General features: G+C 69.9%; 23 protein-coding genes. 21 read left to right on the top strand and 2 right to left on the bottom strand.

All coding sequences use genetic code 11. The features are described from left to right. Nucleotide 1: 1 nt before the first annotated feature. Nucleotides 2-754, bottom strand: a complete 753-nt coding sequence (flgA, locus tag AC1PPL_RS11740) for a flagellar basal body P-ring formation chaperone FlgA (protein WP_123676772.1) — start codon at nt 752-754, stop codon at nt 2-4. Nucleotides 755-981: 227 nt separating this feature from the next. On the opposite strand from flgA, the gene flgB reads away from it, so the two are divergent. From flgB to AC1PPL_RS11815, 15 genes are all read left to right on the top strand, one after another. Further along, nucleotides 982-1,398 carry a flagellar basal body rod protein FlgB gene (flgB, locus tag AC1PPL_RS11745; protein ID WP_088888269.1) on the top strand — a complete coding sequence of 139 codons (417 nt, stop codon included), beginning with the start codon at nt 982-984 and terminating at the stop codon, nt 1,396-1,398. A 21-nt stretch (nt 1,399-1,419) separates the two neighbouring features. Beyond that, the gene (gene flgC, locus AC1PPL_RS11750; RefSeq protein ID WP_011806915.1) at nt 1,420-1,824 is read left to right on the top strand and encodes a flagellar basal body rod protein FlgC; all 405 of its coding nucleotides are present in this window, start codon (nt 1,420-1,422) and stop codon (nt 1,822-1,824) included. Between the two features lie 20 nt (nt 1,825-1,844). Then, a complete protein-coding gene (locus tag AC1PPL_RS11755) occupies nt 1,845-2,495 on the top strand; it encodes a flagellar hook assembly protein FlgD (protein ID WP_015914365.1) in 651 nt (216 codons plus the stop codon). Between the two features lie 28 nt (nt 2,496-2,523). After that, a complete protein-coding gene (locus AC1PPL_RS11760) occupies nt 2,524-4,119 on the top strand; it encodes a flagellar hook protein FlgE (RefSeq protein WP_479973316.1) in 1,596 nt (531 codons plus the stop codon). Between the two features lie 26 nt (nt 4,120-4,145). Beyond that, nucleotides 4,146-4,886 carry a flagellar basal body rod protein FlgF gene (locus AC1PPL_RS11765; protein WP_011806918.1) on the top strand — a complete coding sequence of 247 codons (741 nt, stop codon included), beginning with the start codon at nt 4,146-4,148 and terminating at the stop codon, nt 4,884-4,886. Between the two features lie 18 nt (nt 4,887-4,904). Beyond that, nucleotides 4,905-5,687, top strand: a complete 783-nt coding sequence (gene flgG / locus AC1PPL_RS11770) for a flagellar basal-body rod protein FlgG (RefSeq protein ID WP_011806919.1) — start codon at nt 4,905-4,907, stop codon at nt 5,685-5,687. Nucleotides 5,688-5,710: 23 nt separating this feature from the next. Then, nucleotides 5,711-6,427, top strand: coding sequence for a flagellar basal body L-ring protein FlgH (locus AC1PPL_RS11775; RefSeq protein ID WP_015914367.1), 717 nt, complete (start codon nt 5,711-5,713; stop codon nt 6,425-6,427). Then, entirely contained in the window at nt 6,428-7,408 is a 981-nt protein-coding gene (locus AC1PPL_RS11780) for a hypothetical protein (RefSeq protein WP_479973317.1), read from the top strand. It begins immediately after the preceding gene. 177 nt (nt 7,409-7,585) lie between these two features. After that, nucleotides 7,586-8,710, top strand: a complete 1,125-nt coding sequence (locus AC1PPL_RS11785; RefSeq protein ID WP_123676775.1) for a flagellar basal body P-ring protein FlgI — start codon at nt 7,586-7,588, stop codon at nt 8,708-8,710. An 82-nt stretch (nt 8,711-8,792) separates the two neighbouring features. Further along, a complete protein-coding gene (gene flgJ / locus AC1PPL_RS11790) occupies nt 8,793-9,737 on the top strand; it encodes a flagellar assembly peptidoglycan hydrolase FlgJ (RefSeq protein WP_015914370.1) in 945 nt (314 codons plus the stop codon). 26 nt (nt 9,738-9,763) lie between these two features. Next, entirely contained in the window at nt 9,764-11,758 is a 1,995-nt protein-coding gene (gene flgK, locus AC1PPL_RS11795) for a flagellar hook-associated protein FlgK (RefSeq protein WP_479973318.1), read from the top strand. An 11-nt stretch (nt 11,759-11,769) separates the two neighbouring features. After that, nucleotides 11,770-13,032, top strand: coding sequence for a flagellar hook-associated protein FlgL (gene flgL, locus AC1PPL_RS11800; protein WP_123676777.1), 1,263 nt, complete (start codon nt 11,770-11,772; stop codon nt 13,030-13,032). Between the two features lie 88 nt (nt 13,033-13,120). Beyond that, nucleotides 13,121-14,362, top strand: coding sequence for an HDOD domain-containing protein (locus AC1PPL_RS11805; RefSeq protein WP_479973319.1), 1,242 nt, complete (start codon nt 13,121-13,123; stop codon nt 14,360-14,362). A gap of 70 nt (nt 14,363-14,432) precedes the next feature. Next, nucleotides 14,433-15,839 (top strand): sodium-dependent transporter, encoded by a 1,407-nt coding sequence (locus tag AC1PPL_RS11810; RefSeq protein ID WP_479973320.1) that lies wholly within the window; start codon nt 14,433-14,435, stop codon nt 15,837-15,839. 180 nt (nt 15,840-16,019) lie between these two features. Continuing rightward, entirely contained in the window at nt 16,020-17,498 is a 1,479-nt protein-coding gene (locus AC1PPL_RS11815) for a nitronate monooxygenase (RefSeq protein ID WP_479973321.1), read from the top strand. A 49-nt stretch (nt 17,499-17,547) separates the two neighbouring features. Here the strand turns inward: AC1PPL_RS11815 and AC1PPL_RS11820 are convergent, their stop codons facing one another. Continuing rightward, a complete protein-coding gene (locus tag AC1PPL_RS11820) occupies nt 17,548-19,005 on the bottom strand; it encodes an aminotransferase-like domain-containing protein (RefSeq protein WP_015914376.1) in 1,458 nt (485 codons plus the stop codon). Between the two features lie 144 nt (nt 19,006-19,149). Between AC1PPL_RS11820 and AC1PPL_RS11825 the strand changes: the two genes are divergently transcribed. The 6 genes from AC1PPL_RS11825 to AC1PPL_RS11850 all read left to right on the top strand — a co-directional run bounded on the left by AC1PPL_RS11825 (nt 19,150) and on the right by AC1PPL_RS11850 (nt 25,255). Beyond that, the gene (locus tag AC1PPL_RS11825) at nt 19,150-19,749 is read left to right on the top strand and encodes a LysE family translocator (protein ID WP_011806930.1); all 600 of its coding nucleotides are present in this window, start codon (nt 19,150-19,152) and stop codon (nt 19,747-19,749) included. Further along, entirely contained in the window at nt 19,746-20,684 is a 939-nt protein-coding gene (locus AC1PPL_RS11830) for a DMT family transporter (RefSeq protein WP_088888260.1), read from the top strand. The genes AC1PPL_RS11825 and AC1PPL_RS11830 overlap by 4 nt, the downstream gene beginning before the upstream one ends. Nucleotides 20,685-20,849: 165 nt before the next feature. Then, nucleotides 20,850-22,028: an aminotransferase-like domain-containing protein gene (locus AC1PPL_RS11835; RefSeq protein WP_172208743.1), complete on the top strand. Its 1,179-nt coding sequence runs from the start codon at nt 20,850-20,852 to the stop codon at nt 22,026-22,028. Nucleotides 22,029-22,142: 114 nt separating this feature from the next. After that, the gene (locus tag AC1PPL_RS11840; RefSeq protein WP_015914380.1) at nt 22,143-23,018 is read left to right on the top strand and encodes a PhzF family phenazine biosynthesis protein; all 876 of its coding nucleotides are present in this window, start codon (nt 22,143-22,145) and stop codon (nt 23,016-23,018) included. Next, complete coding sequence (locus tag AC1PPL_RS11845) at nt 23,015-23,992, top strand: threonine dehydratase (RefSeq protein ID WP_479973322.1); 978 nt, start codon at nt 23,015-23,017, stop codon at nt 23,990-23,992. Before AC1PPL_RS11840 ends, AC1PPL_RS11845 begins: the two co-directional genes overlap by 4 nt. A gap of 174 nt (nt 23,993-24,166) precedes the next feature. Further along, complete coding sequence (locus AC1PPL_RS11850) at nt 24,167-25,255, top strand: cyclase family protein (RefSeq protein ID WP_011806935.1); 1,089 nt, start codon at nt 24,167-24,169, stop codon at nt 25,253-25,255. The last annotated feature ends 7 nt before the right edge of the window (nt 25,256-25,262 follow it).

Consider the following 25,262-nt stretch of genomic DNA (forward strand, 5'->3'; position numbering starts at 1 on the left):
CTCACAAAGTGGCCTCTATTGTCCCATCCTCAAGCACAGTACCCCCAATAATGCGCCCATTGGCCATTCGAACGCGCACATTCTGTCCTTGAGCGCCCGCGCTCATGGCCTGGCCCGAGGAGGTGACCGCATAACCCGGCCCCTGCACCACCACGCGCACCGCAGAGCCGGCCTTGAACAGGTCGGGGGCGCGCACCATGTTCTGGCGCAGCGCCTGGCCGGCGGACAGCGGACGGGTGGCGGTCTGCCCCACCCAGTCCTTGGGATTGGCCACGATGGCCGCGGGTTCTGCGGCCCAGTCCACCTCGGCCTCGATGGCATCTTGCTCGCTCAGCACTGCGCCGGTGCCCACATTGCCGGCCAGCACCCAAGCGGGGCCGAAAGCCTTGACCGTGATGGGCAGGAACACGTTCCAGCGGGTGGGGCCGTCCACGCAGCGCAGGCCCAGGCGGGTGCGCCCCCACAGGCGGGCACCAGCGGGCAGATAGGGTTCCACGCGCGCGCAGGGCGCCAGGCGCAGGCGCGAATCCAGCGTGCCCACACTGACTTCCATGCGCAGCGGCAGCCCCCCGGCCTGCGCCTGGGCCAGCGCATCGTCCAGCCAGTGCTGGGTGATCGAGCCCAGCTCGGCGGTCTGATCGCCTCCCTGCTGGGCATGGGCGGGCAGCGCCAGGGCAGAGCCCAGCGCCAGCGCGCCGCCCATCAGGAAGCGAAGGCAGGCAAGGCGGGATGAGCGCAGGATAGGAAGCGGCATGACGGGACTCCAACGGGTCTGACGGCGGTCCGGCACAACGGGCCCCGGACGCCTTTTCACACCTGCCACTGTAGGCTGGCCACCGCATGCGCCAAGCGCGGAACAGCGGGCCAATCCCAGCGCTCTTCGCGCTTTAGAAAAACGGGGCGATTTCCATAATCGACGCACGCCACAAGCCCCCCGGGGCCATGGCGGCCGAACCCCTTTTTTTACACGCCGAGGCCCACATGCTCGACAAGATGACCAACCGCCTGGACTTTCACGGAAGCGCCTTGCTGCTGCGCTCGGAGCGCCAGCGTGCCATCGCGAGCAACATCGCCAACGCGGACACGCCCGGCTACGTGGCGCGCGACTTCAAGTTTGCCGATGCCATGCGTGCCGTGAACGAAGCCCAGAACCCCAGCCCCCTGCGCAGCCAGAGCGTGAGCGACCCGCGCCACATCCCGCTGCCGGCAGCCGCCAGTGGCAGCTCGGACAGCACGCTGGGCTATGCCCTGCAGACCCAGCCGAGCCTGGACAACAACACCGTGGACATGGACCGCGAGCGCGCCGCGTTCGTGGACAACGCCGTGCGCTACGAGGCCACGCTGCGCTTCATCAACGGCCAGTCCAAGACCATGCTCAGCGCCATCCAGGGCCAGTAATCCCGAAAGAGAGCACCCGCCATGTCCATGTTCTCCATCTTCAACGTCTCGGGCAGCGCCATCAGTGCGCAGTCGCAGCGGCTGAACGTCGTGGCCAGCAACCTGGCCAACGTGGACGCCGTGGCCGGCCCCGACGGCCAGGCGTACAAGGCGCGCCAGGTGGTCTTCCAGACCGCGCCCATGGGGCCCGAGAGCGCCGCGGGCGTGCGCGTGTCGTCCATCCAGGAGAGCGACCAGCCCGGCCGCCGCGTGCACGACCCGGCCAACCCCATGGCCGACGCCGAAGGCTACGTGACCCACTCCAACGTGAACGCCGTGGAGGAGATGGTCAACATGATCTCGGCCTCGCGCTCGTACCAGAACAACGTGGAGGTCATGAACACGGCCAAGACGCTGCTGCTCAAGACCCTGCAGATGGGCCAGTAAACCGCCCCCGAAAGCACGCCATGATCCTCAACCCCATCGGCACCACCGCCACGACCAACACCGGCGCTTCGGCCAACGCGACCAACGACCCCGCGGCCATGCAAGACCGCTTCCTCAAGCTGCTGGTCGCGCAGTTGAACAACCAGGACCCGATGAACCCCCTGGACAACGCGCAGATGACCACGCAGATGGCGCAGATCAACACCGTCACCGGCATACAGACGCTCAACCTCACCATGCAAACCATGGCCGAGGAGTTCTCGACCATGCAGCAGATCCAGGGCATCTCGCTCATCGGCCGCTCGGTGCTGACCGAGGGCGACCGCCTGAGCGTCAGCGACGGCAAGGGCAAGGGCTACTTCAACCTGGACAACACCGCCACCGACGTGCAGGTGGACATCGTCACGCCCGGCGGCGTGGTGGTGGACACCGTGGACCTCGGCGCACAGGACAAGGGCCGCCGCTCTTTCGAGTGGGACGCCGCCGGCTACAGCGGCAACGCCGCCGACCTGCGGTTCCGCGTGCGGGCCACGTCGGGCGAGACCGCGGTCACCGCGACAGGGCTGTCCGAGGCGCAGGTGGTCGCCACGGGCTCCAACGCCGGTGCGCTGACGCTCACGCTGGACAACGGCGACATCGTCAACTACTTCCGCATTCACAGCGTGCTCTGAGAGCCGCGCTTTCCTCCAGGAGAACACCATGGGTTTCCAGCAAGGCCTCTCGGGCCTGAACGCGTCGGCCAAGAACCTCGATGTGATCGGCCACAACATCGCCAACGCCAACACCACGGGCTTCAAGGCCTCGCGCACCGAATTCGCGGCCATGATCGCCTCGGCCATCGGCGCGTCCAGCGGCACCAACTCCGGCATCGGCGTGGAGGTGTCGGCCATTGCGCAGCAGTTCAACCAGGGCAACCTCACCGTCACGGGCAACAGCCTGGACGTGGCCATCAACGGCAACGGCTTTTTCACGCTGCAGATGCCGGATGGCTCGCGTGCCTACACGCGCGCCGGCAACTTCAAGCTGGACAACGTGGGCAACGTGGTCACCAATGACGGCGCCCAGGTCATGGGCTACCCCATCGACCCCGTGACCGGCCTGCGCACCTCCAGCACGGCCGTGCCGCTGACCTTCCCCACCACGGCGCCCATCCCGGCCCGGCAGACCACGGCCATCAAGACGGCCTTCAACCTGGATGCCCGCACGCCCAACGCCAAGGGCGACCCGGGCGCCACCCCGCCCGTGGCGGCTACGCCGCGCACGACCTACGGCACCTCGCTCAACGTGTACGACAGCCAGGGCGTGGCCACGCCGCTGTCCTTCTACTTCGAGAAGAACGGCGCGAACACCTGGGACATCTACAACCAGCTGGACGACCTGACCACCACGCCGCCGACGGTCCCCGCCATCACCGGCCGCCTGATCGCCGACAAGAACGGTGCCGTCGCCGCCACGCTGGAACCCGTGGCCACCTCGGTCGCCAATGCGGACCCGGCGTTGACGGAAAAGGACGATTTCCCCACGTCCTTCACCTACCGTTTCTACGGCCCGGACGACCAGGGCGTGTATGCCATCCGCGAGACCACGCTGAGCTTCACCAACCCCGAAGACGCCTGGGACTTCACCTATTCGGACGCGCCCACCAACAGCCTCGTGGCCTCCGCCCGCCTGAAGGACAACCTGGTGGACTACGCGGGCGGCACGTCGCCCGCGGGCGGCACCTTCGGGGTGGCCGACCTGACCGATGCGCCCGCGGCCGCCAAGCAGTCGTTCGAGCTGGCGCTCATGGTCAACCCCAGCCCGGCCAACCCCAACAGCCCCACGGCGCCGGGCAGCAACCCCGCGCCAGGCTCCTACCCTGTCACGCTGGACTTGAACAATGTCACCCAGTTCGGCACCAAGTTCGCCGTCTCCGAGCTCTCGCAGGACGGCTACACCTCGGGCGAGCTCACGGGCATCAATGTCGAGAACAACGGCATGATCATGACCCGCTACTCCAACGGCGTGACGCGTGCCGAGGGCCAGATCGCGCTGGCGAGCTTTCGCAACACGCAGGGCCTGGCGGCCGTGGGCGGCAACAACTGGGTGGAGACCTACGAATCGGGCCAGCCCGTGCTGGGTGCGCCCACGGATGGCAACTTCGGCGCGCTGCGCGCCGGCGCCCTGGAAGACTCCAACGTGGACCTGACGGCCGAGCTGGTCAACATGATGACCGCCCAGCGCGCCTACCAGGCCAACGCCCAGACCATCAAGACGCAGGACCAGGTGATGTCCACCCTCGTCAACCTGCGCTGATAACCCACTGACGCCGAGGCCACGCCATGGACCGCATCATCTACACCTCCATGACCGGCGCGAATGCCGCCGCGCACCGGCAGGCGGTGCTGGCCAACAACCTGGCCAACGCCTCCACCACCGGCTTTCGCGCCGAGATGTCCAACTTCCGCTCGGTGCCGCTGCAAGGCGGCGGCTCCACCACGCGCGTGTTCGCGCTGGAGGCCACCTCGGGCCATGTGGACACCCCCGGCCCCGCGCAGACCACAGGCCGTCCGCTGGACGCCATGGCCGTGGGCAATGCCTGGTTCGCCGTGCAGGGGCTGGACGGCGTGGAAACCTACACGCGCGCCGGGTCCTTTCAGGTCACTGCCGCCGGACAGCTGGTCACCAGCACCGGCATGGCCGTGCTCTCGGACGGCGGCGCACCCATCGACGTGCCCCCTAATGCCGAAGTGACGCTGGGCGCCGACGGCACCATCACCGCCCGCCTGGCGGGCGAAGTACCCCAGCCCGTGGCCCGCCTGAAACTGGCCACGCCCGCGGCGGACAACCCGCTCAAGCGCGGCGACGACGGGCTGTTCCGCACGGCCGGCGGCGACCCGCTGCCCGCCGACCCCAACGCGCGCCTGCGCTCGGGCGTGCTGGAGGGCTCCAACGTGAACCCGGTGGAATGCATGGTCGGCATGATCGCCGCCGCCCGCCAGTTCGAACAACAAATGCGCCTGCTGCAGACCGCCGAGAGCGACGACAAGAGCGCAGGCCAGCTGCTGAGCCTCAACGGCTAACCCTGAAGGACTACCGCCATGATGAATTCGCTGTGGATCGCCAAGACCGGCATGACCGCCCAGCAGACCCAGCTGGATGTGATCTCGCACAACCTCGCCAACGTGTCCACCACGGGCTTCAAGCGCAACAACGCGGTGTTCGAGGACCTGATCTACCAAAACCTGCGCCAGGTCGGCAGCCAGACCACCGAGGAGAACCAGTTGCCCACGGGCCTGCACCTGGGCCTGGGCGTGAACGTGGTCGCCACCAGCCGCAACTTCACGCAGGGCAGCCTGCAGCAGTCGGGCAACAGCCTGGACGTGGCCATCGACGGCAACGGCTTCTTTGAGGTCCAGCTGCCCGACGGCACCACCGGCTACACGCGCGACGGCGCGTTCAAGCTCGACTCGCAGGGCCGCGTGGTCACCTCCAGCGGTCTGCCCGTGGCGCCCGGCATCACCGTGCCGGCGGACGCCAAGAGCATCAGCATCAGCGAGCGCGGCATGGTAAGCGTGACCGTGGCGGGCAACCCCAACCCCCAGCAGATCGGCCAGCTGGGCATGTCCAGCTTCATCAACTCCGCAGGCCTGGAGCCTGTGGGCCAGAACCTGTACCGCGAGTCCGCCGCCTCCGGCGCGCCGCAGCAGGCCGAGCCGGGCACCAACGGCCTGGGCATCATCAAGCAGGGCTTCCTGGAGAACTCCAACGTCAACGTGGTGGAGGAACTGGTCACCATGATCCAGACCCAGCGCGCCTACGAGATGAATTCCAAGGCTATCCAGACGTCCGACCAGATGCTGGCCAAGCTGTCGCAGCTGTGAGCCGCACGACAAGGAACCCTGCCATGACCACCTCCCTCCTGCGCCTTCTGGCAGCGGCCACCGCTGCCGCGCTGGCCGCCGGCTGCGCCAGCATCAACCCGCCCCCGCCGGTGGACGTGCTGCCCACCACGCCGCCCCCGATCGCCGCCCTGCCGCGCCCCGCCGGCCCGGCCTCGGGAAGCCTGTTCCATGCCGCCAGCTACCGGCCTGCTTTCGAGGATCAACGCGCGCGCCTGGTGGGCGACATGGTCACCATCGAGATCCTGGAGAGCATCGACGCCAAGCAGGACACCAAGTCCAACGTCAACCGCAACGGCGACACCAAGGGCAGCATCACGGCGCTGCCGCTGCTGGCCCCCTCCACGGTGGGCAAGCTGGCCGCGCGATCGGGCCTGGGCGCGGGCTACGAGAACACCTTCAACGGCAGCGGCAACACCGCCAGCAAGAACGAGTTCAAGAGCAACATCACCACCCTCGTCACCGAAGTGCTGCCCAACGGCCACCTGGTCATCACCGGCGAGAAGCAGGTGGGCGTGAACCGCAGCGTGGATGTGCTGCGCTTCTCGGGCATCGTCGATCCCCGCCACCTGCGCCGCGGCCAGCCGGGCCATCCGGGCAGCGTGATCGACTCGCGCTACGTGGCCAATGTGCGCGTGATCTCGCGCGGCCTGGGCGAGCAGGCCGAGGCCCAGGCCATGGGCTGGCTGGCGCGCGCGTTCAACACCATCAGCCCGTTCTAAATGACGCTGCAACGCTTGTGGGCAGGTGCCCTGCGCGCGGCCGCGCTGGTGGCGGCACTGGCCTGCGCTCCGGCGGGCGCACAGGACTTCCGCGACCCGGTGGACCAGCCCTTCACCGTGTGGCCCAACATCCCGGTGATCCGCGCCTCCGACCTCGGCGACTACGGCCAGGACCGCCAGATCATTGCCGACCTGCATGCCGACAAGGCCGACCCCGCCAAGGTGGCCGCCGCGCTGCAAGCGGTGGACGGCCTGCAGGCCCACCACGAGCGCGCGGCCCTGGCCGAGCTGGGGCGCAGCCTCAACGTACAGCTGATCGCCGAGCTGGACCGACAAGCACGGCGCATCAACACGCGCAACCCCAAACTGCGCTTCGACTTCGCCAACATCACCCCCGAGCAGCTGCAGCGCCCCTCCGCACGGGACGACCTTCCCAGCCGCGTGGGCCGCATCACACTGGCCGCCTACATCACCTACACGCGGCTGGACGGCGCGCTGGTGCAGGCCACGGCCACGCTGGTCAAGCTGCGCAGCGGTGCGTCGCAGAGCTTCACCGCCACGGCGCCCGCGCCGCTATTGGCCGAGGCGCTGGCGCGCGACCTGTTCGACTACTTCCAGGGCACGCGCTTCACGGCCCACCAGAACCCGCTGGGCAGCGCGCAGTGGCTCACGGCCGCGCCGGGCCATGCAGACCGGCTGGTGTCGCGCGACGCGGCCTTGCGCTACTGCCAGTCGCAGAACGCCGCCCTGCCCACGGCGGCAGAACTGGAAACCGCCGAGGCCGCGGGCTTCTACGGCGGCGGCGTGGCCCTGCAGCCGGCTGGCGTGTACCACGTGCAGGCGGGCCTGTACGACACGGCGCTTGCGCACGACGGCGCGGGCCGCGCGCGGCCCAACCACCTGGCCAGCGTGCCCAACGGCTACTACTACTGCATCCGCCATGCCGCAGCGCCCACCAGGGCCGCGCGCACGCGCAAGTAAACTGTTATTTTTATAGCTACTAGCGCTTGATGGTAAAGCGCTGGAGGCCAATTTTGCTATCAGCGCTGCGCCACCGGCAAGCCACGCCGCACCCGCCGCCCCAGCGCCGATAAACGCCCCAAAAGCCCCCGCTTTTCCGCGCATTGCTCGAAGGCCCGGCTGCCCACAATCGGGGGCATGAAAGCCTTGCCCAACTCCCGCATCGTCCATTGCCTGGTGGCCCTGGCCACCGCCCTGGGCCTGGCCGCGCCCGCGCAGGCCGTGCGCCTGAAGGAAATCGCGGCCGTGCAGGGCGTGCGCAGCAACCAGTTGTCCGGCTACGGCCTGGTGGTGGGCCTGGACGGCACGGGCGACCAGTCCACGCAGATGCCGTTCACCGCGCAGGCCATGTCCAACTACCTGCAGCAGGCGGGCATCAGCCTGCCGCCGGGCACCACGGCGCCGCAGCTCAAGAACGTGGCCACGGTGGTGATCACGGCGCAACTGCCCGCCTTCGCCCAGCCGGGGCAGATGATCGACGTGGCGGTGTCCTCCATCGGCAACGCCAAGTCGCTCAAGGGCGGCACGCTGATCGCCACGCCGCTGCGCGGCGCGGACGGCGAGATCTACGCCCTGGCGCAGGGCAACGTGGTGGTGGGCGGGGCGGGCGCATCGGCCGGCGGCAGCAAGGTGCAGATCAACCACCTGAGCGCCGGACGCATCCCCGACGGCGCCCAGGTCGAGCGCGCCGTGCCCACGCCGCTGCACGACAGCGACACCATCACCCTGGGCCTGAATGCCTCGGACTTCCAGGCCGCGCGCAAGGTGGCGCTGGCCATCAACGCACGCTCGGGCCCGGACACCGCCGTGGCGCTGGACGGGCGCACCGTGCAGGTGCGCGCGCCGCAGGACCCCGGCGCGCGGGTGAATTTCATCGCCGAGCTGGAGGAGCTGCAACTGCCCGACTCCACGCCCGCGGCCAAGGTGGTCATCAACGCGCGCACCGGCTCCATCGTGCTCAACCAGGCGGTGACGCTGGGCCCCTGCGCCATCGCGCACGGCAACCTGTCCATCACCATCAGCACGACGCCAGTCATCAGCCAGCCCAGCCCGCTGTCGCGCGGCGTGACCGTGGTGGCGCAAAAGAGCGACATCGCCATCCAGCAGGACGGCGGCAAGGTGATGCAGGTGCCCGCCTCGCCGCAGCTGGCCGACGTGGTGCGCGCGCTCAACACGCTGGGCGCCACACCGCAGGACCTGCTGGCCATCCTGCAGGCCATCAAGGCCGCAGGCGCTCTCAACGCCGAGCTGGAGGTGATCTGATGCCGCTCCTGCGTGCCCTTCCCCGCGGCGACGCCGCTTCCATTCAAGGCCCATGCCGCGTGCGGCGCGACGGGAGGCGGACATGAGCCTTTCGCTCCCCAATGCAGGCGCAACGTCCGTACGCCAGGCACTGGCCGTGGACGGCCGCGCACTCAACAGCCTCAAGGCGCAAGCCAGCCAGGGCGACGCCCAGGCCACCAAGGACGCCACGCTGGAGGCGGCCAAGCAGCTCGAATCCCTGTTCATGCGCGAGCTCATCAAGAGCATGCGCGAGGCCACCATGAAGTCCGGCCTGCTGGAGGGCGCCGAGGGCAACCTGGCCAGCGACCTGTTCGACCAGCAGCTGTCGGTGCAGATGGCGGGTCAGCCCGGTGGGCTGGCCGAGGCCATCCAGCGCCAGCTCTCGCGCCAGTTGGGCGGCGACGGCCAGACCACGCTGGTGCCGGGCTCCACGCTGAGCATGGACGTCGCGCTGCGCAAGGCCGCGCCTGCCGACAATCCGCGTGCCGCGTCGCCCAAGGGCCGTGACGACTTCGTGCAGCACCACCGCGCCGCGGCCGAGCGCGTGGCGCGCAGCAGCGGCATTCCCGCCAGCTTCATGCTGGGCCAGGCCGGGCACGAGACGGGCTGGGGCAAGGGCGAGATCCGCCACAAGGACGGCAGCAACTCCTTCAACCTGTTCGGCATCAAGGCCGGCAAGGGCTGGACCGGCAAGGTGGCCGAGGTGACCACCACCGAATACATCAACGGCGCGCCGCGCAAGGTGGTCGCCAAGTTCCGCGCCTACGACTCGTTCGAGGAGTCGTTCCGCGACTACGCACGCCTGATCAACGACAACCCGCGCTACGAGAAGGCGCGCGAGAAGACCCATTCCGCCGTCGCCTACGCCACGGAGCTGCAGAAGGCCGGCTACGCCACCGATCCGCAATACGCCGCCAAGCTCAGCCGCGCCATCCAGAGCACGCTGGGCGTGGCGCGCACCCCCAGCGCGCCCGTGCTGGCCCAGGCATCCGGCACGCAGGCCTGAATCCATAAGAACCAACGCACTGAACCATGAGTCTTCTGAACGTCGGCGCCCGCGCCCTCCTCGCCAACCAGGTCGCCTTGCAGACCACCGGGCACAACATCGCCAACGTCAGCACGGCCGGATATTCGCGCCAGAACGTGGCGATGGAGACCGTGCAGGGCCAGTTCACCGGCTCAGGCTACATCGGCAACGGCGTGCAGGTGGCCACCATCCTGCGCAACCACAGCGAGCTGCTGACGCGCCAGGCCGCGGCCGCCCAGGCGGTACAGGCGGGCGACACGGTGCGCGCCGAGCGCCTGGGGCAGCTGCAGGACGTATTCCAGGGGGGCACCAGCGGCCTGGGCGCCGCCATCACCGACATGCTGAACTCGCTGGCCGACGTGGTGTCCTCGCCGACCGACATCACGGCGCGCACCGTCACGCTCACGCGCATGAACGAGATGGCCGCGCGCATGCGCAGCAGTGCGGAGCAGCTGCACGAGATCGCCTATTCGGTCAATGAACAGTTGCAGAACGACGCCACGCGCATCAATTCGCTGGCCAAGAGCATCGCCGACGTGAACGAGCAGATCGCCCGCGTCAAGGGCAACGGCCAGAGCCCCAACGACCTGCTGGACAAGCGCGACCAGCTGATTCGCGAACTCAACCAGTTCATCCAGACCACGCAGATCCCGGCCGACGATGGCACGGTGGGCGTGTTCATCGGCGGCAGCCAGGCGCTGGTGCTGGGCGACAAGGCCAGCGAGGTGCTGGTGGCGGAATCCCAGCAGTTCCCGGGGAGCCAGCTCACGCAGCTGTTCTTCAAGCCCGCGGGCGGCGCGCCCGTGGAGTTGAACGAGGGCATGCTGGGCGGCGGCGAAGTGGCCGGCCTTCTGCGCTTTGCCAACCAGGACCTGGCCGAGGGCCGCAACCTGCTGGGGCGCATGGCGCTGGCCATCGGCACCACCTTGAACCACCAGCAGACGCTGGGCCTGACGCTGGAGGGCCAGCCCGGCAAGCCGCTGTTCTCCACACCCGCATCGGTCGTAGGCCACACCAGCGGCACCGCGGTGGGCAGCATCGACCTGAGCGACAGCACGCAGTTCTCGCCCACCGAGTTCGCCGCGTCGGACTACGAAGTGCGCTTCACGGGCCCGGCCCCCGCAGGCCAGATCATTCGCCTGTCCGACGGCAAGACCACGGCCGTCGCCGACCTGACCGACCCGGCGGGCACGATGGTGGACGGACTGACCTTCAAGTTCACCACCGCGGGCGCCGTGAACGAACGCGTGCTGTTCAAGCCCTTCGCCAGCGCGGCGGCCAACATCCAGTCGCTGGTGTATTCCCCGCGCGACCTGGCCGCCGCCAACCCCATCAATGCGGCCATGGGAACCTCCAACGCGGGGACGCTGCAACTGGCGGAACTCAAGGCCACGGGCCAGCCCAATCCCCCGGGCCTGGTGCTGCCGCCCAACGGCGACACAGCCACGCCGCCCACCTTTCCCGGTGGCATCCAGCTGGCCTTCACCGCCGGCCCGCCCGCGACATACGACGTGTACAACCGGGGAACCACGCCCCCCACGGCGGTTGCCACGGGCCAGACGTTCACACCGGGCGTCCCCATCCAGATCAATGGCTGGTCCATCACCCTGCAGGGCACGCCCAAGGATGGCGACACGGTCAACGTGGGCAATGCCCTGGACCCGCAGTACGGCGACATCTACACCCGCAACGCGGGCAACGCCAGCGCCCTCATGGCGCTGCGCGACGTGAAAATGTTCGACGAGTCCTCGCTGGCCGACGGCTATGCGGGCCTCATGGCCCAGGTGGGCACGCGCACGCAAAGCGCGCAGTACGCGGCCAAGCTTTCGGGCTCCATCGCCAGCAACCTGGAAGCCAGCCGCACGGCCGTCTCCGGCGTGAACCTGGACGAGGAGGCCGCGCGGCTCATCCAGTACCAGCAGGCCTACCAGGCCTCCGCCAAGATGCTGCAGATCGCGCAGAACATTTTCGACAACCTGATCCAGACCATGGGCCGCTGAAAGGAATCGCCATGAGCAGCTCTTTCTATCGCGTCAGCACCGCCAACATGTACGACGCCACGCTGCGCAACCTCAGCGCACGGCAGAAAACCCTGGTGGACCTGCAGGAGAACCTCACCGCGGGCAAGCGCGTGGTGCGTCCCAGCGACGACCCCGTGGCCGCCGCCCAGGCCGAGCGCGCGCTCACGCGCATCAGCCGCATCCAGACCGAGCAGCGCGCGCTGGACGTGCAGCGCAACGCCATCGCGCAGGCAGAATCCACCCTGGGCGACGCCGTGGGCCTGGTGCAGGAGATTCGCCAGCTGGTCGTGGCCGCTGGCGGCGGCGCGCTTAAGCCCGAGGACCGCAAGACCTACGCCAACCAGATCCAGAGCCTGCGCGAGCAGCTCACGCAGGTGATCAACCGCAAGGACACCAACGGCGTTCCCCTGCTGGGCGCGCTGGGCAGTGCGCTGGAGCCCTTCACCGGCCCGCTGCTGAGCAACCCCGACTACCTGTTCGCCGGACTGCCGGGGCAGGCAGCCAGCAGTGGCGCGGCGATCCCCACCACCGTGGACGGGCATGCCGCGCTGATGTTCGACCCGGTGCGCGACGGCGTGTACACCGCCACCGTCACGCGCGGCGCGGGCAGTTCCCTGGTAACGAGCGCCATCACGACCTCCAACCGCGAGGCACTGGACGGGGCGCAGTATGCGCTGGCCGTGAACACCGTCACGGTGGACCCGGTAGCGGGCACCACCGTCGTCGACTACACGTTGACCAAGACCGCCAAGGACGGCACGGTGACCACCTCGAACGTGACCACCGCGCCCGTCAAGACCGGCCAGCCCATTCCCATCACCATCAACGAGGGCCCGGACACGGTCATGTCGTTCAGCCTGACGGGCACGCCCGCGGCGGGCGACAGCGTTGCCCTGCAGCCCAGCTCCAGCCTGATGGGCACCATCGACAGCGCGATCCGCGGGATCACCGACGCCACCGACAGCGTGGCCGCGTCCCAGGCCGTCGGCCAGGCCCTGGCCAACATCGACGCCGGCATGGAACGCCTGCACAACATGCGCGGCTATGCGGGCGAGCTGCTCAACCGCGCCGACCGCATCACCGGCGACCAGGACAAGCGCTCGATCCAGCTCGAAGCCGACCGCTCGCGCGCGGAGGACCTCGACATGGTGCAGGGTATCTCGGACTTCCAGAACGCCAGCGTGGGCTACGAGGCCGCGCTCAAGTCCTACGCGCAGGTGCAGCGCCTGTCGCTCTTCAATTTCATCAGCTGACGCCGCGCACGCAGGGTTTCGCCACGTGCGCGCCCGCGCGACTGGCGTGACAATGGCCGGCATCCCGCTCTGACCACACTTCTACCCCATGGTCCAATCCGTTCTTGGCAGCCTGGTGCTGGGCTACCGGCCCCTCTGGAATGCCGCGCGCCGGCTGGCCGGCATCCAGCTGTACGTTCACAGCGAGGGCGCCACCCTGGTGGATGCGCCGCACCTGCTGCGCACCATCCAGGAACTGTGGACCTCCAGCTCGCCGCCGCTGCTGCTGTCCGCTCGCTCGCAGCAGCTGCTGGTGGACCTGCTGGAGCATGCCCCTCGCGGCGCGCCCTGGATCGAAGTGCCCCAGGCCTGGCTGGACGTGCCCGCGATCCGCGAGCGCGCGCGCCAGGCCCACGCCCGCGGCCTGCGCCTGGTGTGGCGCGGCGAGCTGGACCACCTGCCCGACGCCGACACCGCGCGGCTGTTCGACAACAGCCTGCTGCACCTGTCCAGCAGCGATGCCGTGCAGGCCCTGCAGGCCGCCGCTGCGGGGCGCAGCGATGCCAGCCCCCGTGCCGCCGGCCAGCGCAGTCCGCTGATCGCCGGGCAGGTGTATGACAACGTGGCCAGCCGCGCGCTGCTCACGCACTGCCTGGACGAGGGCGGCGCGCTGGCCGTGGCCGGCTGGCCCGTGGAGGACGTGCTCTACAGCCTGCGCCATCGCCAGCCCCAGCCCGCGCACGAGGTGGTGCTCAAGCTCATGAAGGCCATCGACGACGAGCAGTCCATCGACCGCTTCGAGCAGATCCTGGGCGAGGATCCGCTGCTGGCCTACCGCTTCATGGTCTACACCAACTCCGCTGCGCTCGGCCTGTCCACCGGCGTGGATTCGCTGCGCCGCGGTCTGGTGATGATGGGCTACGGCTCGCTGGGGCGCTGGCTGGCCGACCAGTTGCCGCACGCTGCCACCGAACCCGATCTGCGCCCCATCCGCGCCAGCATGGTGCTGCGCGCGCGCCTGACCGAGCACCTGCTGGACGCTGGCGTGGGCAAAGACCTGCGCCGCGAGGTGTACCTGAGCGGCCTGTTCTCGCAGCTGGACGAGGTGCTGCGCGAGCCTCTGGGCACCATCCTGCGCCGCGTACCGCTGTCCGAGCGGGTGTACGACGCGGCCGTGCTGCGCACCGGCCCCTACGCCCCCAGCCTGGAGATGGCCTGCGCGCTGGAGAGCGACGACGCGGGCACCATCCGGCAGCTGTGCGAGACGCATGAGCTGGAGCTGGAATACGTCAACCGCGCGCTGCTGCGCGTGCTGTCCGAGCTGGTGGTGGAGCGCCCGCACGCGCACTGATGGCGACTCACGGCCCGTGGTGTTTTTGGGCCGTAGCGCACAATCCAGGCGCGCAGACCACTATCAAATCATGAGCAAATCCGGCCCTTCAAGCACCGACGCCTCCCGCGCCCACGCAGCCACCAGCCGCGGCGCCTTCTCCTCCAGCCTGGGCGTGCTCGCCGCCACGCTGGGTTCCGCCGTCGGGCTGGGCAACATCTGGAAGTTCCCCTCGCTCACCGGGGCCAACGGCGGCGCGGGCTTTCTGCTGATCTACCTGCTCTCGACGCTGTTCATCGGCCTGCCGCTCATGGTGGCCGAGATCGCCATCGGCCGCCAGGCGCGCGCCAATCCCATCTCTGCGCTGCGCCAGTTGCAGCCCCGCGGCGCGCCGTGGTGGCTGATCGGCGTGGCAGGCATGGCGGCGGCGTTCCTGATCATGGCGTTCTATTCCGAGGTCGTCGCCTGGGTGTTTGCCTACGTGGCCAAGGCCCTGTCGGGCAACCTGCTGTCCAGCGACCCGGTGCAGACGCAGGCCAGCTTCGACGCCCTGGTGCGGGACCCGGTGCAGGCGCTGCTGTGGCAGTGGGTGGTGCTGGCCTTCATCGGCGGCATCCTGCTGCTGGGCGTCACCCGCGGCATCGAGGCGGCCACCAAACGGCTGATGCCGCTGCTGTTCCTGCTGCTGGTGCTGCTGGGCGGCTACAGCCTGACGCTGCCCGGCGCCAGCCAGGCGCTGTCGTTCCTGTTCGCGCCCGAGTGGCACAAGATCACGCCCGCGGTGGTGCTGACCGCCATGGGCCTGGCGTTCTTCAAGCTGTCCATCGGCATGGGCACGATGATGACCTACGGCAGCTACTTCACCGCCGAGCAGAACATCCCGGCCACCGCCACGCGCGTGATGCTGGCCGACCTGTCGGTGTCGCTGCTGGCGGGCATGGCGATCTTCCCCGCGGTGTTCAGCTTCGGCTTCCAGCCGTCGGCGGGGCCGTCCCTGGTGTTCATCACGATCCCCGCGGTGTTCGCGCAGATGCCGGGTGGCTCGGTGCTGCTGGCGGCGTTCTTCCTCCTCACCGCCATCGCCGCGACCGGCGCCATGCTCTCCCTGATGGAGGTGCCGGTCGTCATCCTGCACGAGCGCTGGGGCCTGAGCCGGCCCCGGGCCACGCTGCTCACGCTGCTGATCCTGGGGCTGCTGGGCGCGGGCTGCGCCCTAAGCCAGAGCACGCTGGCCGCTTTCCAGCCGGGCGGGCGCACCCTGTTCGACTGGGCGGACTACCTCTCGTCCAACCTGCTGCTGCCCGCGGGGGGCATCGCCATCGCGCTCTTCGTCGGCTGGGCCTGGGGCGAGCGCGCATTCGCGGCGCAACTCTCCAACCACGGGCAGTTGGGCAACCAGGGGCTGGCCCGCGTCGTGAGCCTGCTGCTGCGCTGGGTCACGCCGGTGCTGATCCTGCTGGTCATGCTCGCGGGGCTGGGGGTGTTCTCCGGCGCGTGACGGCGCGGCACCTCGGCGTTTTGAGCAAAAACACCGCGCAACCCTTTCCTGGCAAGCGCAAGCAGCTAGTTTTTTCATAGCACACGCCATCCATGGCGCCGGCATGGCCTTTGCGCCGTGCGTGGCGCAGGACGCATGATGGCCGGCTCTTCCATAGCCGCCAGCCCACAGGAGAACTCCATGCACGACGCCCCGCCCGCCACCCCCCTGTGCCGCCTGCTGGGCTGCCGCCTGCCGCTGGTGCTCGCGGGCATGGGCGGCGTGTCGCGCAGCGAACTGGTGGCTGCGGTGACCGAGGCCGGCGGGTTCGGCTTCCTGGGCATGGTGCGCGAGCCGCTGGCGCTGATCGAGCGCGAGGTGGCGCAGGTGCGCCGGCGCACGGCCTTGCCCTTCGGCGTGAACCTGATCCCCGCGGCCACGCCCGCGCCCCTGCTGCGCGCGCAGGTGGACCTGCTGATCGCGCTGCAGGTGCCCGTGGTCAGCCTGTTCTGGGACGTGGATGACGGCGTGATCGCGCGGCTGCGCGCAGCGGGCATCACCGTGGTGCACCAGATCGGCTCCGCCGCCGAGGCGCTGCAGGCGCAGGAGGCCGGCGCGCAGGCGCTCATCGCGCAGGGCGTGGAGGCCGGCGGCCATGTGCGCGGACGCCAGCCGCTGGCCGAGCTGTTGTCCGAGGTACTGGCGATGGCCAGCGTCCCCGTGGCCGCCGCGGGCGGCCTGGCCGATGGGCAGGGCGTGGCGCGTGTACTGGCCCAGGGCGCGCAGGCCGCGGTGCTGGGGACCGCCTTGATGGCCACGCACGAGTCCTTCGCCCACGACGCGCACAAGCAGCGGCTGGTGGCCGCGCAGGCCGGCGACACCGTGCTGACCGAGGACTTCCACATCAACTGGCCGCCCCACGCCGCGGTGCGTGTGCTGGCCAACAGCGTCACGCGGCGCGAGCGCGGCGACCCGTTCGCCGCCACAAGCGACATCCCACGCACGGTGATCGGCGACGAGGAAGGCCGGCCCATCTACCTGTTCAGCACCGACTCGCCGCTGCGCTCCATGACCGGCGACTTCGAGGCCATGGCGCTGTACGCCGGCCAGGGTGTGGGGCGCATCACGGCCATCGAACCCGCGGGCGAGCGGCTGCGCCGCATCGCCGCCGAGGCCGCCGCACACCTGCGGCTGCTGAACGACACGCCCGTGGCCGTGGCGTCCCCCGTGTGCTACGCGGGGGATGCGGAGCGCGAGCGCCACGCCCCACTCATCGCGCGGCTGGACGAGCTGCTGGAAGCCGAGCGCGCCGGCGCGCGCGTGGCGCTGCGCAGCCGCACCGAAACCGAGGACGAAGCGCTGCGCGCGCTGATCGACGCCATCCACCGCGACGAAGTGAAGTGGTGCGGCATGCTGATGCGCGCCATCCGCACGCTGGAGGGCACGCCCGGCAGCCGCACGGGCGACTTTTACGACAAGGCCATGGCCGTGCCCGATCTGCGCGAGCGCCTGGCCTTCCTCAACCGCGGCCAGGGCTGGGTGGCCAAGAAGCTGCGCGAACTGCTGCCGCTGGTGGACGATGCGGGCATCCGCGCCGGGCTGCAGGAGATGCTGCAGGCACACGTGGACAACCTGGACAAGGTGAACACCGCCTTGGGGCTCACGCCGCCGCGGCGTTGACGCCAACGCTACGCAAAAGAGAGCTGCTTGCGCTTGCCCATCAAGCGCTTCAGCCCGATTGGACCACTCTCTTCCACGTGCGCCAGAACGCCGGGTCCTGCGTGGTGCAGAAGTTGATGCGCATCAGCGTGCAGGGGCGGCGCGTGGCGTGGAACAGCGCGCCCGGCGCGATGAGGTAGCCCTCGTCCAGCATGCGCTGGGCCAGCATGTCGGTGTCCACGCCGGTTTCCACCCAGCCAAACATGCCCGCGGGCTCGGCGGCAAAGCTGCAGCCCGCCTCCAGCGCCAGTTGCACGCTGCGCGCGCGGGCCTGCGCCAGGCGCAGCCGCATGCGGTCGGCATGGCGGCGCAGCTGGCCCTGCTCGATGCACAGCGCGAGGGCCTTTTCCAGCAGCGAGGGCGTGGTCAGCGTGGACAGCAGCTTGGTGTCCAGCAGCCGCTCCACCAGGTCGGGCGGCGCGGCCAGGTAGCCCACGCGCCAGTTGGGCGCCAGGATCTTGGCGAAGCCGCTCACGTAGATGGTGCGGCGCAGCCCGTCCAGCGCCGTGAGGCGCGTGGCGTGGTCGGCGGCGATGTGGCCATAGGTGTCGTCCTCGACCACGTGGAAGTTGTGCTGCTGCGCCAGCTGCAGCACCTGGTGCGCGCTGCCCGGCGACAGGCTGTAGCCCGTGGGGTTGTGCAGCACGCTCACGCTCACGAAGAGCTTGGGCGCATGCAGCTCGCAGTAGCGCGCCATGACGGCGAGGTCCGGCCCCTCGGGGCCGCGCGGCACGGGCAGCACGCGCATGCCCAGCGCGTCCAGGCGCGCGAACTCCACCGACCAGCCGGGCTCCTCCACCATCACCGGGTCGCCCGCCTTGAGCAGCGTGCGGCTCACGATGTCCAGCGCCTGCGTGGCGCCCACGGTGGTCATGATCTGATCGGGCTGGGCGTGGATGTTGATGTCGGCCATGCGCCGCGCCAGCGCCTCGCGCAGCGCGGGCTCGCCCATGGGCTCGCCGTAGCTCAGCGAGCCGTCGCGCAGCGCGCTGCTGCCGGTGATCTTGCGCACCGCGGCGCCCATGAAGCGCGCCTCGTCCAGCCAGCCGATGGGCAGCACGCCCGCACCGGGCTGGGGCTTGCTCGACGCCTGGTGGAACATGCCGCGGATCAGCGCCGTCGCGTTGATGTGCGAGCCCGACAGGCGCATGCCGACACCGGTCAGCGGCGACACATTTTTTGCTCCTTTTGTAGGAGCTGTCAGCGCTTGCCCCTCGGGCATCGGAGCCTGTTTTTGCACAAAATCGCGCACGAAGAAGCCACGCTGGCGCCGAGCCTCCACCAGCCCCTGGGCCAGCAGCTTGTCGTAGGCTGCCACCACGGTGTAGGGGCTCACGCCCTGCTGGCGCGCGCATTCGCGCACCGAAGGCAGGCGGGCACCTGCGGGCAGCAGCCGCGCGCGGATGCGCTCGGCAAAGCGCTCGGCGAGCTGTTCGGTCAGGGTGCGGTCGGGGGTGCGGGTCAGCATGGAGGCGTTTCCTGAGCCGGCACTGTGCCAATGCAATTGCCGATACAGTGCATGAAATTGTGGGGTTTGACTGTATTGGTACTGTAATGGACTTTGCCCCTACAGTGCATCGCATAACTTCATTCCCAACGATGGACCCCACCCATGCCCCTGGTTGAATTCACCGCCCTGCTGGTGCTGGCCACCGCCATGAGCTTTACCCCCGGGCCCAACACCACCCTGTCCACCGCGCTGGCCGCCAACCGCGGCCTGCCCGCCGCCATGCGCTTCGTGGTGGCGGTGCCCGTGGGCTGGAGCCTGCTGCTGGTGCTGTGCGCTGCCGGGCTGGGCGCGGTGGTGGTGGCGGTGCCGGCGCTGCGCTGGGCCATCAAGGCCCTGGGCATCGGCTACCTGCTGTGGCTCGCGTTCAAGCTGTCGAACACGGGCCGTCTGTCCGAGGCCGATGCGGCACGCCTGTCGGTGGGCTTCTGGCAGGGCGTGGCGCTGCAGTTCGTGAACATCAAGGCCTGGCTGCTGGCGCTGACCATCGTGGCCGGCTGGGTCATCGGGCGCGACGACAGCCTGCAGCGCATGGCCGTGGTGCTGCCGGCGATGGCCTTCTTCGCACTGACCAGCAACTTCACCTACGCCGCCACGGGTGCGCTGCTGCGCCACTGGCTGGCCCACGGGCAGCGCCTGCTGTGGTTCAACCGCGCCATGGCGGTGGTGCTGCTGGCCACGGCGCTGTGGATGGTGGCGGCATGAGCACGCGCCCTCCGTCGGCCCCAGCCGTGGCTCCACCGGGCGAGCCGTTGTCCGCCGAGACACGCGGCCTGCTGCTGGGCTTGCTGGGCGTGGCGATCTTCGCGCTCACACTGCCCATGACGCGCCTGGCCGTCGGCACGCCCGAGGCACCGCTGATGTCCGGCCTGTTCCTGGCCATGGGCCGCGCGGCGGTGGCCGGGCTGCTGTCGGCCGCGCTGCTGCTGTGGCAGCGCGCCCCATTGCCGCAGCGCGGCGACTGGTGGCCGCTGGCCGTGACGGCGCTGGGCGTGGTGTTCGGCTTTCCGCTGCTCACCTCCATCGCCATGCGCTACGTGGGCGCCGTGCACGCGGCCGTGATCATCGGCCTGCTGCCGCTGGCGACCGCCACCGTGGGCGCGCTGCTGCACCGCCAGCGACCGTCTGCCGCGTTCTGGGCCTGCGCGCTGCTGGGCTCGGCGCTGGTGGTGGTGTTCGCGGTGCTGCGCTCGGGCCGGCAGGGCCTGTCGCTGCATCCAGCCGATCTGCTGCTGATGGCCGCCGTGGCCTGCGCCGCCGTGGGCTACGCCTGGGGCGGGCGGCTGGCGCAGCACATGCGCGCCGATGCGGTGATCTGCTGGGCCCTGGTGCTGTCGCTGCCCGTATCGCTGCCGCTGGCCTGGCTGGCATGGCCGCAGGCGGCGGTGCCTGCCGCGGCCTGGGCTGGCTTTGCCTACGTGGCGGTGTTTTCGATGTGGCTGGGCTTCTTCGCCTGGTACCGCGGCCTGGCCCTGGGCGGCACGGTGCGGGTGAGCCAGGTGCAACTGGCCCAGCCGTTCATGAGCATGCTGTTTGCCGTGCCGCTGCTGGGCGAGTCGCTGGACGCGGTGAGCGTGGCGTTTGGCCTGGCGGTGCTGGCCACCGTGGCCCTGGGGCGGCGCATGCCGGTGCGCCGGTGAACCGCCGCCCCGTGAAAACCCTGGACCCGGCGCCGCGCCCCTCGGGCGGTGCGCCGTTGCCGTATGCTGCGCGCGCTGCCCCACCCGCAGGGCCGCACACCGCCGCACAACGGCATTTCTGAGTGGATAGACGGCGCGCAGCAGCGCGCCATTGGAGATAAACGAATGACGAACTGGACCCTGGCCGCACGCGCCGAAAAGATGAACCCCTCGGTGATCCGGGAAATCCTGAAGGTGACCGAGAAGCCCGGCATCATCAGCCTGGCCGGCGGGCTGCCCTCGCCCAAGACCTTCCCGATCGAGTCCTTCGCCGCCGCGGCCGCGTCCGTGCTGGCCACCGACGGCGCATCGGCGCTGCAGTACGCGGCCAGTGAGGGCTATACCCCGCTGCGCGAGGCCATTGCCGCATTCCTGCCCTGGGACGTGCACCCCGACCAAGTGCTGATCACCACCGGATCGCAGCAGGCGCTGGACCTGATCGGCAAGGTGCTCATCGACGCGGGCAGCCGCGTGCTGGTGGAAACGCCCACCTACCTGGGCGCGCTGCAGGCCTTCGCGCCCATGGAACCCCAGGTGGTGTCGGTGGCCAGCGACAGCGAGGGCGTGCTGATCGACGACCTGGCGGCCAAGGCCGGCAGCGGCGCGGACAAGGCGCGCTTCCTGTACGTGCTGCCCAACTTCCAGAACCCCACGGGCCGCACCATGAGCGAAGCCCGCCGCGAGGCCCTGGTGGCCCAGGCCGCCGCGCTGAACCTGCCGCTGGTGGAAGACAACCCCTATGGCGACCTGTGGTTCGACCAGGCGCCCCCCCAACCCCTGACGGCGCGCAACCCCGAGGGCTGCATCTACATGGGTTCGTTCTCCAAGGTGCTGGCCCCCGGCCTGCGCCTGGGCTACGTCGTCGCGCCGCGCCAGATGTACCCCAAGCTGCTGCAGGCCAAGCAGGCGGCCGACCTGCACACGCCCAGCTTCAACCAGCGCCTGGTGTCCGAGGTCATCAAGAACGGCTTCCTGGACCGCCACGTGCCCACCATCCGCCAGCTCTACAAGGAGCAGTGCCAGGCCATGGTGGCCGCGCTGGAGCAGGAGATGCAGGGCCTGGGCGTGACCTGGAACCGCCCCGACGGCGGCATGTTCCTGTGGCTGCGCCTGCCCGAAGGCATGAGCGCGCTGCAACTGCTGCCGCGCGCGGTGGAGCGCAACGTGGCCTTCGTGCCCGGCGCGGCCTTCTACGCCGACCAGCCGGACGACCGCACGCTGCGCCTGTCCTTCGTGACGGCCTCGCAGGGCCAGATCCGCACCGCGATTGCCGCGCTGGCCGCCGCCATCCGCGAAGCGGCCTGACGCCCTTCAAACCCTGACCTTCCCGCGCGGGATGGTGCCTGCCGCCCTGCGCACGCGCAGGTGCCGCCGCCGCATGCCCGCCCCATCCTCTATCACCACCACCGGAGCCGTTCCATGCGCCTGCGCCCGTTCCAGCAAGTCGATGTCTTCACCGCCACGCCCTACCTCGGCAACCCGCTGGCCGTGGTGCTGGACGGCGAGGGCCTGTCCACCGAGGAGATGCAGCGGTTCACCAACTGGACCAACCTGTCCGAGGCCACCTTCGTGCTGCCGCCCACGCCTGAAGGGCATGCGGCCGGCGCGGACTACCGCGTGCGCATCTTCTGCCCTGGGCGCGAGCTGCCCTTTGCCGGCCACCCCACGCTGGGCACCTGCCACGCCTGGCTGCAGGCCGGCGGCCAGCCGCGCGCCACGGGGCGCATCGTGCAGGAATGCGGCGTGGGGCTGGTCACACTGCGGCGCGACGGCGAGCAGCTTGCCTTTGCCGCGCCGCCGCTCGTCAAGAGCGGCCCGCTGGCCGAAGACGACGTGCAGCTCATCGCACGCGGCCTGGGCGTGGCACGGGACGACATCGTGGCGCATGCCTGGTGCGACAACGGCCCCAACTGGCGCGGCGTGATGCTGCGCTCGGCCGAGCAGGTACTCGGGCTCAGGCCCGACGGCGCGGTACTGGCCGGGCTGGACGTGGGCGTGGTGGGGCCGCGCGGCAAGGTCGGCGTGGTGGGTGCCAGCGATGCCGAGGGCATTGCGTTCGAGGTGCGCGCCTTCTTCCCGGGCAACAACGGTCTGGCGGAAGACCCCGTCACCGGCAGCCTGAACGCGGCGCTGGCGCAATGGCTCATCGGCGCGGGCCTGGCGCCCAGCCGCTATGTGGCCAGCCAGGGTACGGCGCTGGGCCGCGCCGGGCGCGTGCATGTGCAGCAGGACGGCCCGCAAATCTGGGTGGGCGGCCACTCCGTCACCTGCGTGCGCGGCGAGGTGCGGCTGTGACGCGCGCCGCAGCACCGCTGCCCACGCTGGCCGACATCGAAGCCGCGGCACGCACCGTCTACCAGGAGCTCCAGCCCACGCCGCAGTACCGCTGGGGCCTGCTGGGCGAGCGCCTCGGCACGGAGTGCTGGCTCAAGCACGAGAACCACAACCCGGTGGGCGCGTTCAAGATCCGCGGCGGCCTGACGTACTTCGACCAGCTGGCGCAGCGGGGTGAGCTGCCGCACGAGGTCATCAGCGCCACGCGCGGCAACCACGGCCAGAGCATCGGCTGGGCCGCGCGACGCCATGGCGTGGCCTGCACCATCGTCGTGCCGCACGGCAATTCGGTGGAGAAGAACACGGCCATGCGCGCACTGGGCGTGAACCTGGTGGAACACGGCGACGACTTCCAGGCCGCCCGCGAGCACGCTCTGCAACTGGCCGCCGAACGCGGCGCCCACATGGTGCCCAGCTACCACCCCGACCTGGTGCGCGGCGTGGCTACCTACTGGTGGGAATTCCTGCGCGCCGTGCCGCACATGGATGTGGCCTATGTGCCCATCGGCCTGGGTTCCGGCGCCTGCGCTGCCGTGGCGGCCAAGCGGGCATTGGGACATGGAGTGCGCCTGGTGGGCGTGGTGAGCTGCCACGCCACCACCTATGCCGACTCATTCGCCGCGGGCCATGTGGTGGCGTCGCCCGTCAGCACGCAGATCGCCGACGGCCTGGCGGTGCGCATGGCCGACCCGGACGCATTGGCCGTGCTGCTGCCTGAACTGGACCGGGTGGTGCAGGTCAACGATGACGCAGTGGCCGCCGCCATGCGCGCGCTGTTCACGGACACCCACAACGTGGCCGAGGGCGCGGGCGCGGCGGCACTGGCTGCCGCGCTGCAGCAGCGGGAAGCTCTGCGCGGCCAGTGCGTGGGCCTGCCGCTCACGGGCGGGAATGTGGATGCGGCGTTGTTCGCCCGGGTACTGATGGGGCAGTGACTGCGGGTTTCGTCCTGCAAAACACGCCGCACGAGGCCGGCCAGAGAACGCCAGGGTTTTCCCGGCGGGTGATTTCAACCAACAAAACTTTCATCGCGGTGTTTGACGCAGCCCTGCCTGCGCCAACACCATTGCTTCCAAGCCGCACCCATCCGCGGCGCTGGAGACACCAATATGCGATGGAGACAACGCCCCGCCGGCTCCAACTGGGGTGACTTCGGGCCCGACGACCAGTTGGGCCGCACCAACCTGATAGGCCCGGAACAGGTGCGCAAGGGCGTGCAGGAAGTGCGCGAGGGCATCAGCCTGTGCCTGTCGCTGCCGCTGGACTACCCCGGCGGCAACGTGCTGAACGCGCGCCGCCTGCCGCCCCAACTGCGCCCCACGCGGCGCGAAGGCATTCCGTACGTCAACTTTCCGCTGGGCCATGTGTACCCCGGCGCCACCGACGTGGTCAGCGACGACCAGGTGCTGCTGTCGTTGCAGTACTCCACGCAATGGGACTCGCTGGCGCATGTGGGCGCGCTGTTCGACCCCGACGGCGATGGCCAGCCGCGCACGGTGTACTACAACGGCTACCGCGGCCACGAGCACATCCTGGGTCCGCAGGACCATGGCATCCCCGCGCGCGACGGCGACGGCGCGGCGGCACGTTACCAGCCCGTGTGCTGCGCCGGCCGCGCGCCGGACGAGAGCGTGGCCCGCGCGCTGGGCGTGGAGCACCTGGCCGTGAAGGGCATGCAGGGGCGCGGGGTGCTGGTGGACCTGGAGCGCGCCTACGGCACCGACTTCCGCGACATCGGCTACGACGAACTCATGCGTGCCATGGAGCGCAGCGGCGCCAGCGTGGAGCCCGGCGACATGCTGCTGCTGCGCACCGGCTTTGCCGAGCTGGTGCTGTCCATGCAGCGCCAGCCCGACGCGCACCGCCTGCACCACAGCTGCGCCGCGCTGGACGGCGGCGACGAAAAGCTGCTGCAGTGGATCACCGACAGCGGCATCGCCGCGCTGATTGCCGACAACTACGCCGTGGAGCGCCACCCGCCACGCCGCGTTCCCGAGGACGGTGCGCCCTACCCCGTGCTGCCGCTGCACGAGCACTGCCTGTTCAAGCTGGGCCTGCCGCTGGGCGAGCTGTGGTACCTGAAAGAACTGGCCGACCACCTGCACGCCCTCGGGCGCACCCGCTTCCTGCTCACCGCGCCACCGCTGCGCCTGCCGGGCGCCGTGGGCTCGCCCGTGACCCCCATTGCCACCCTGTGATTCCCCA

The organism is Diaphorobacter sp. B2A2W2 (genome assembly GCF_056730635.1).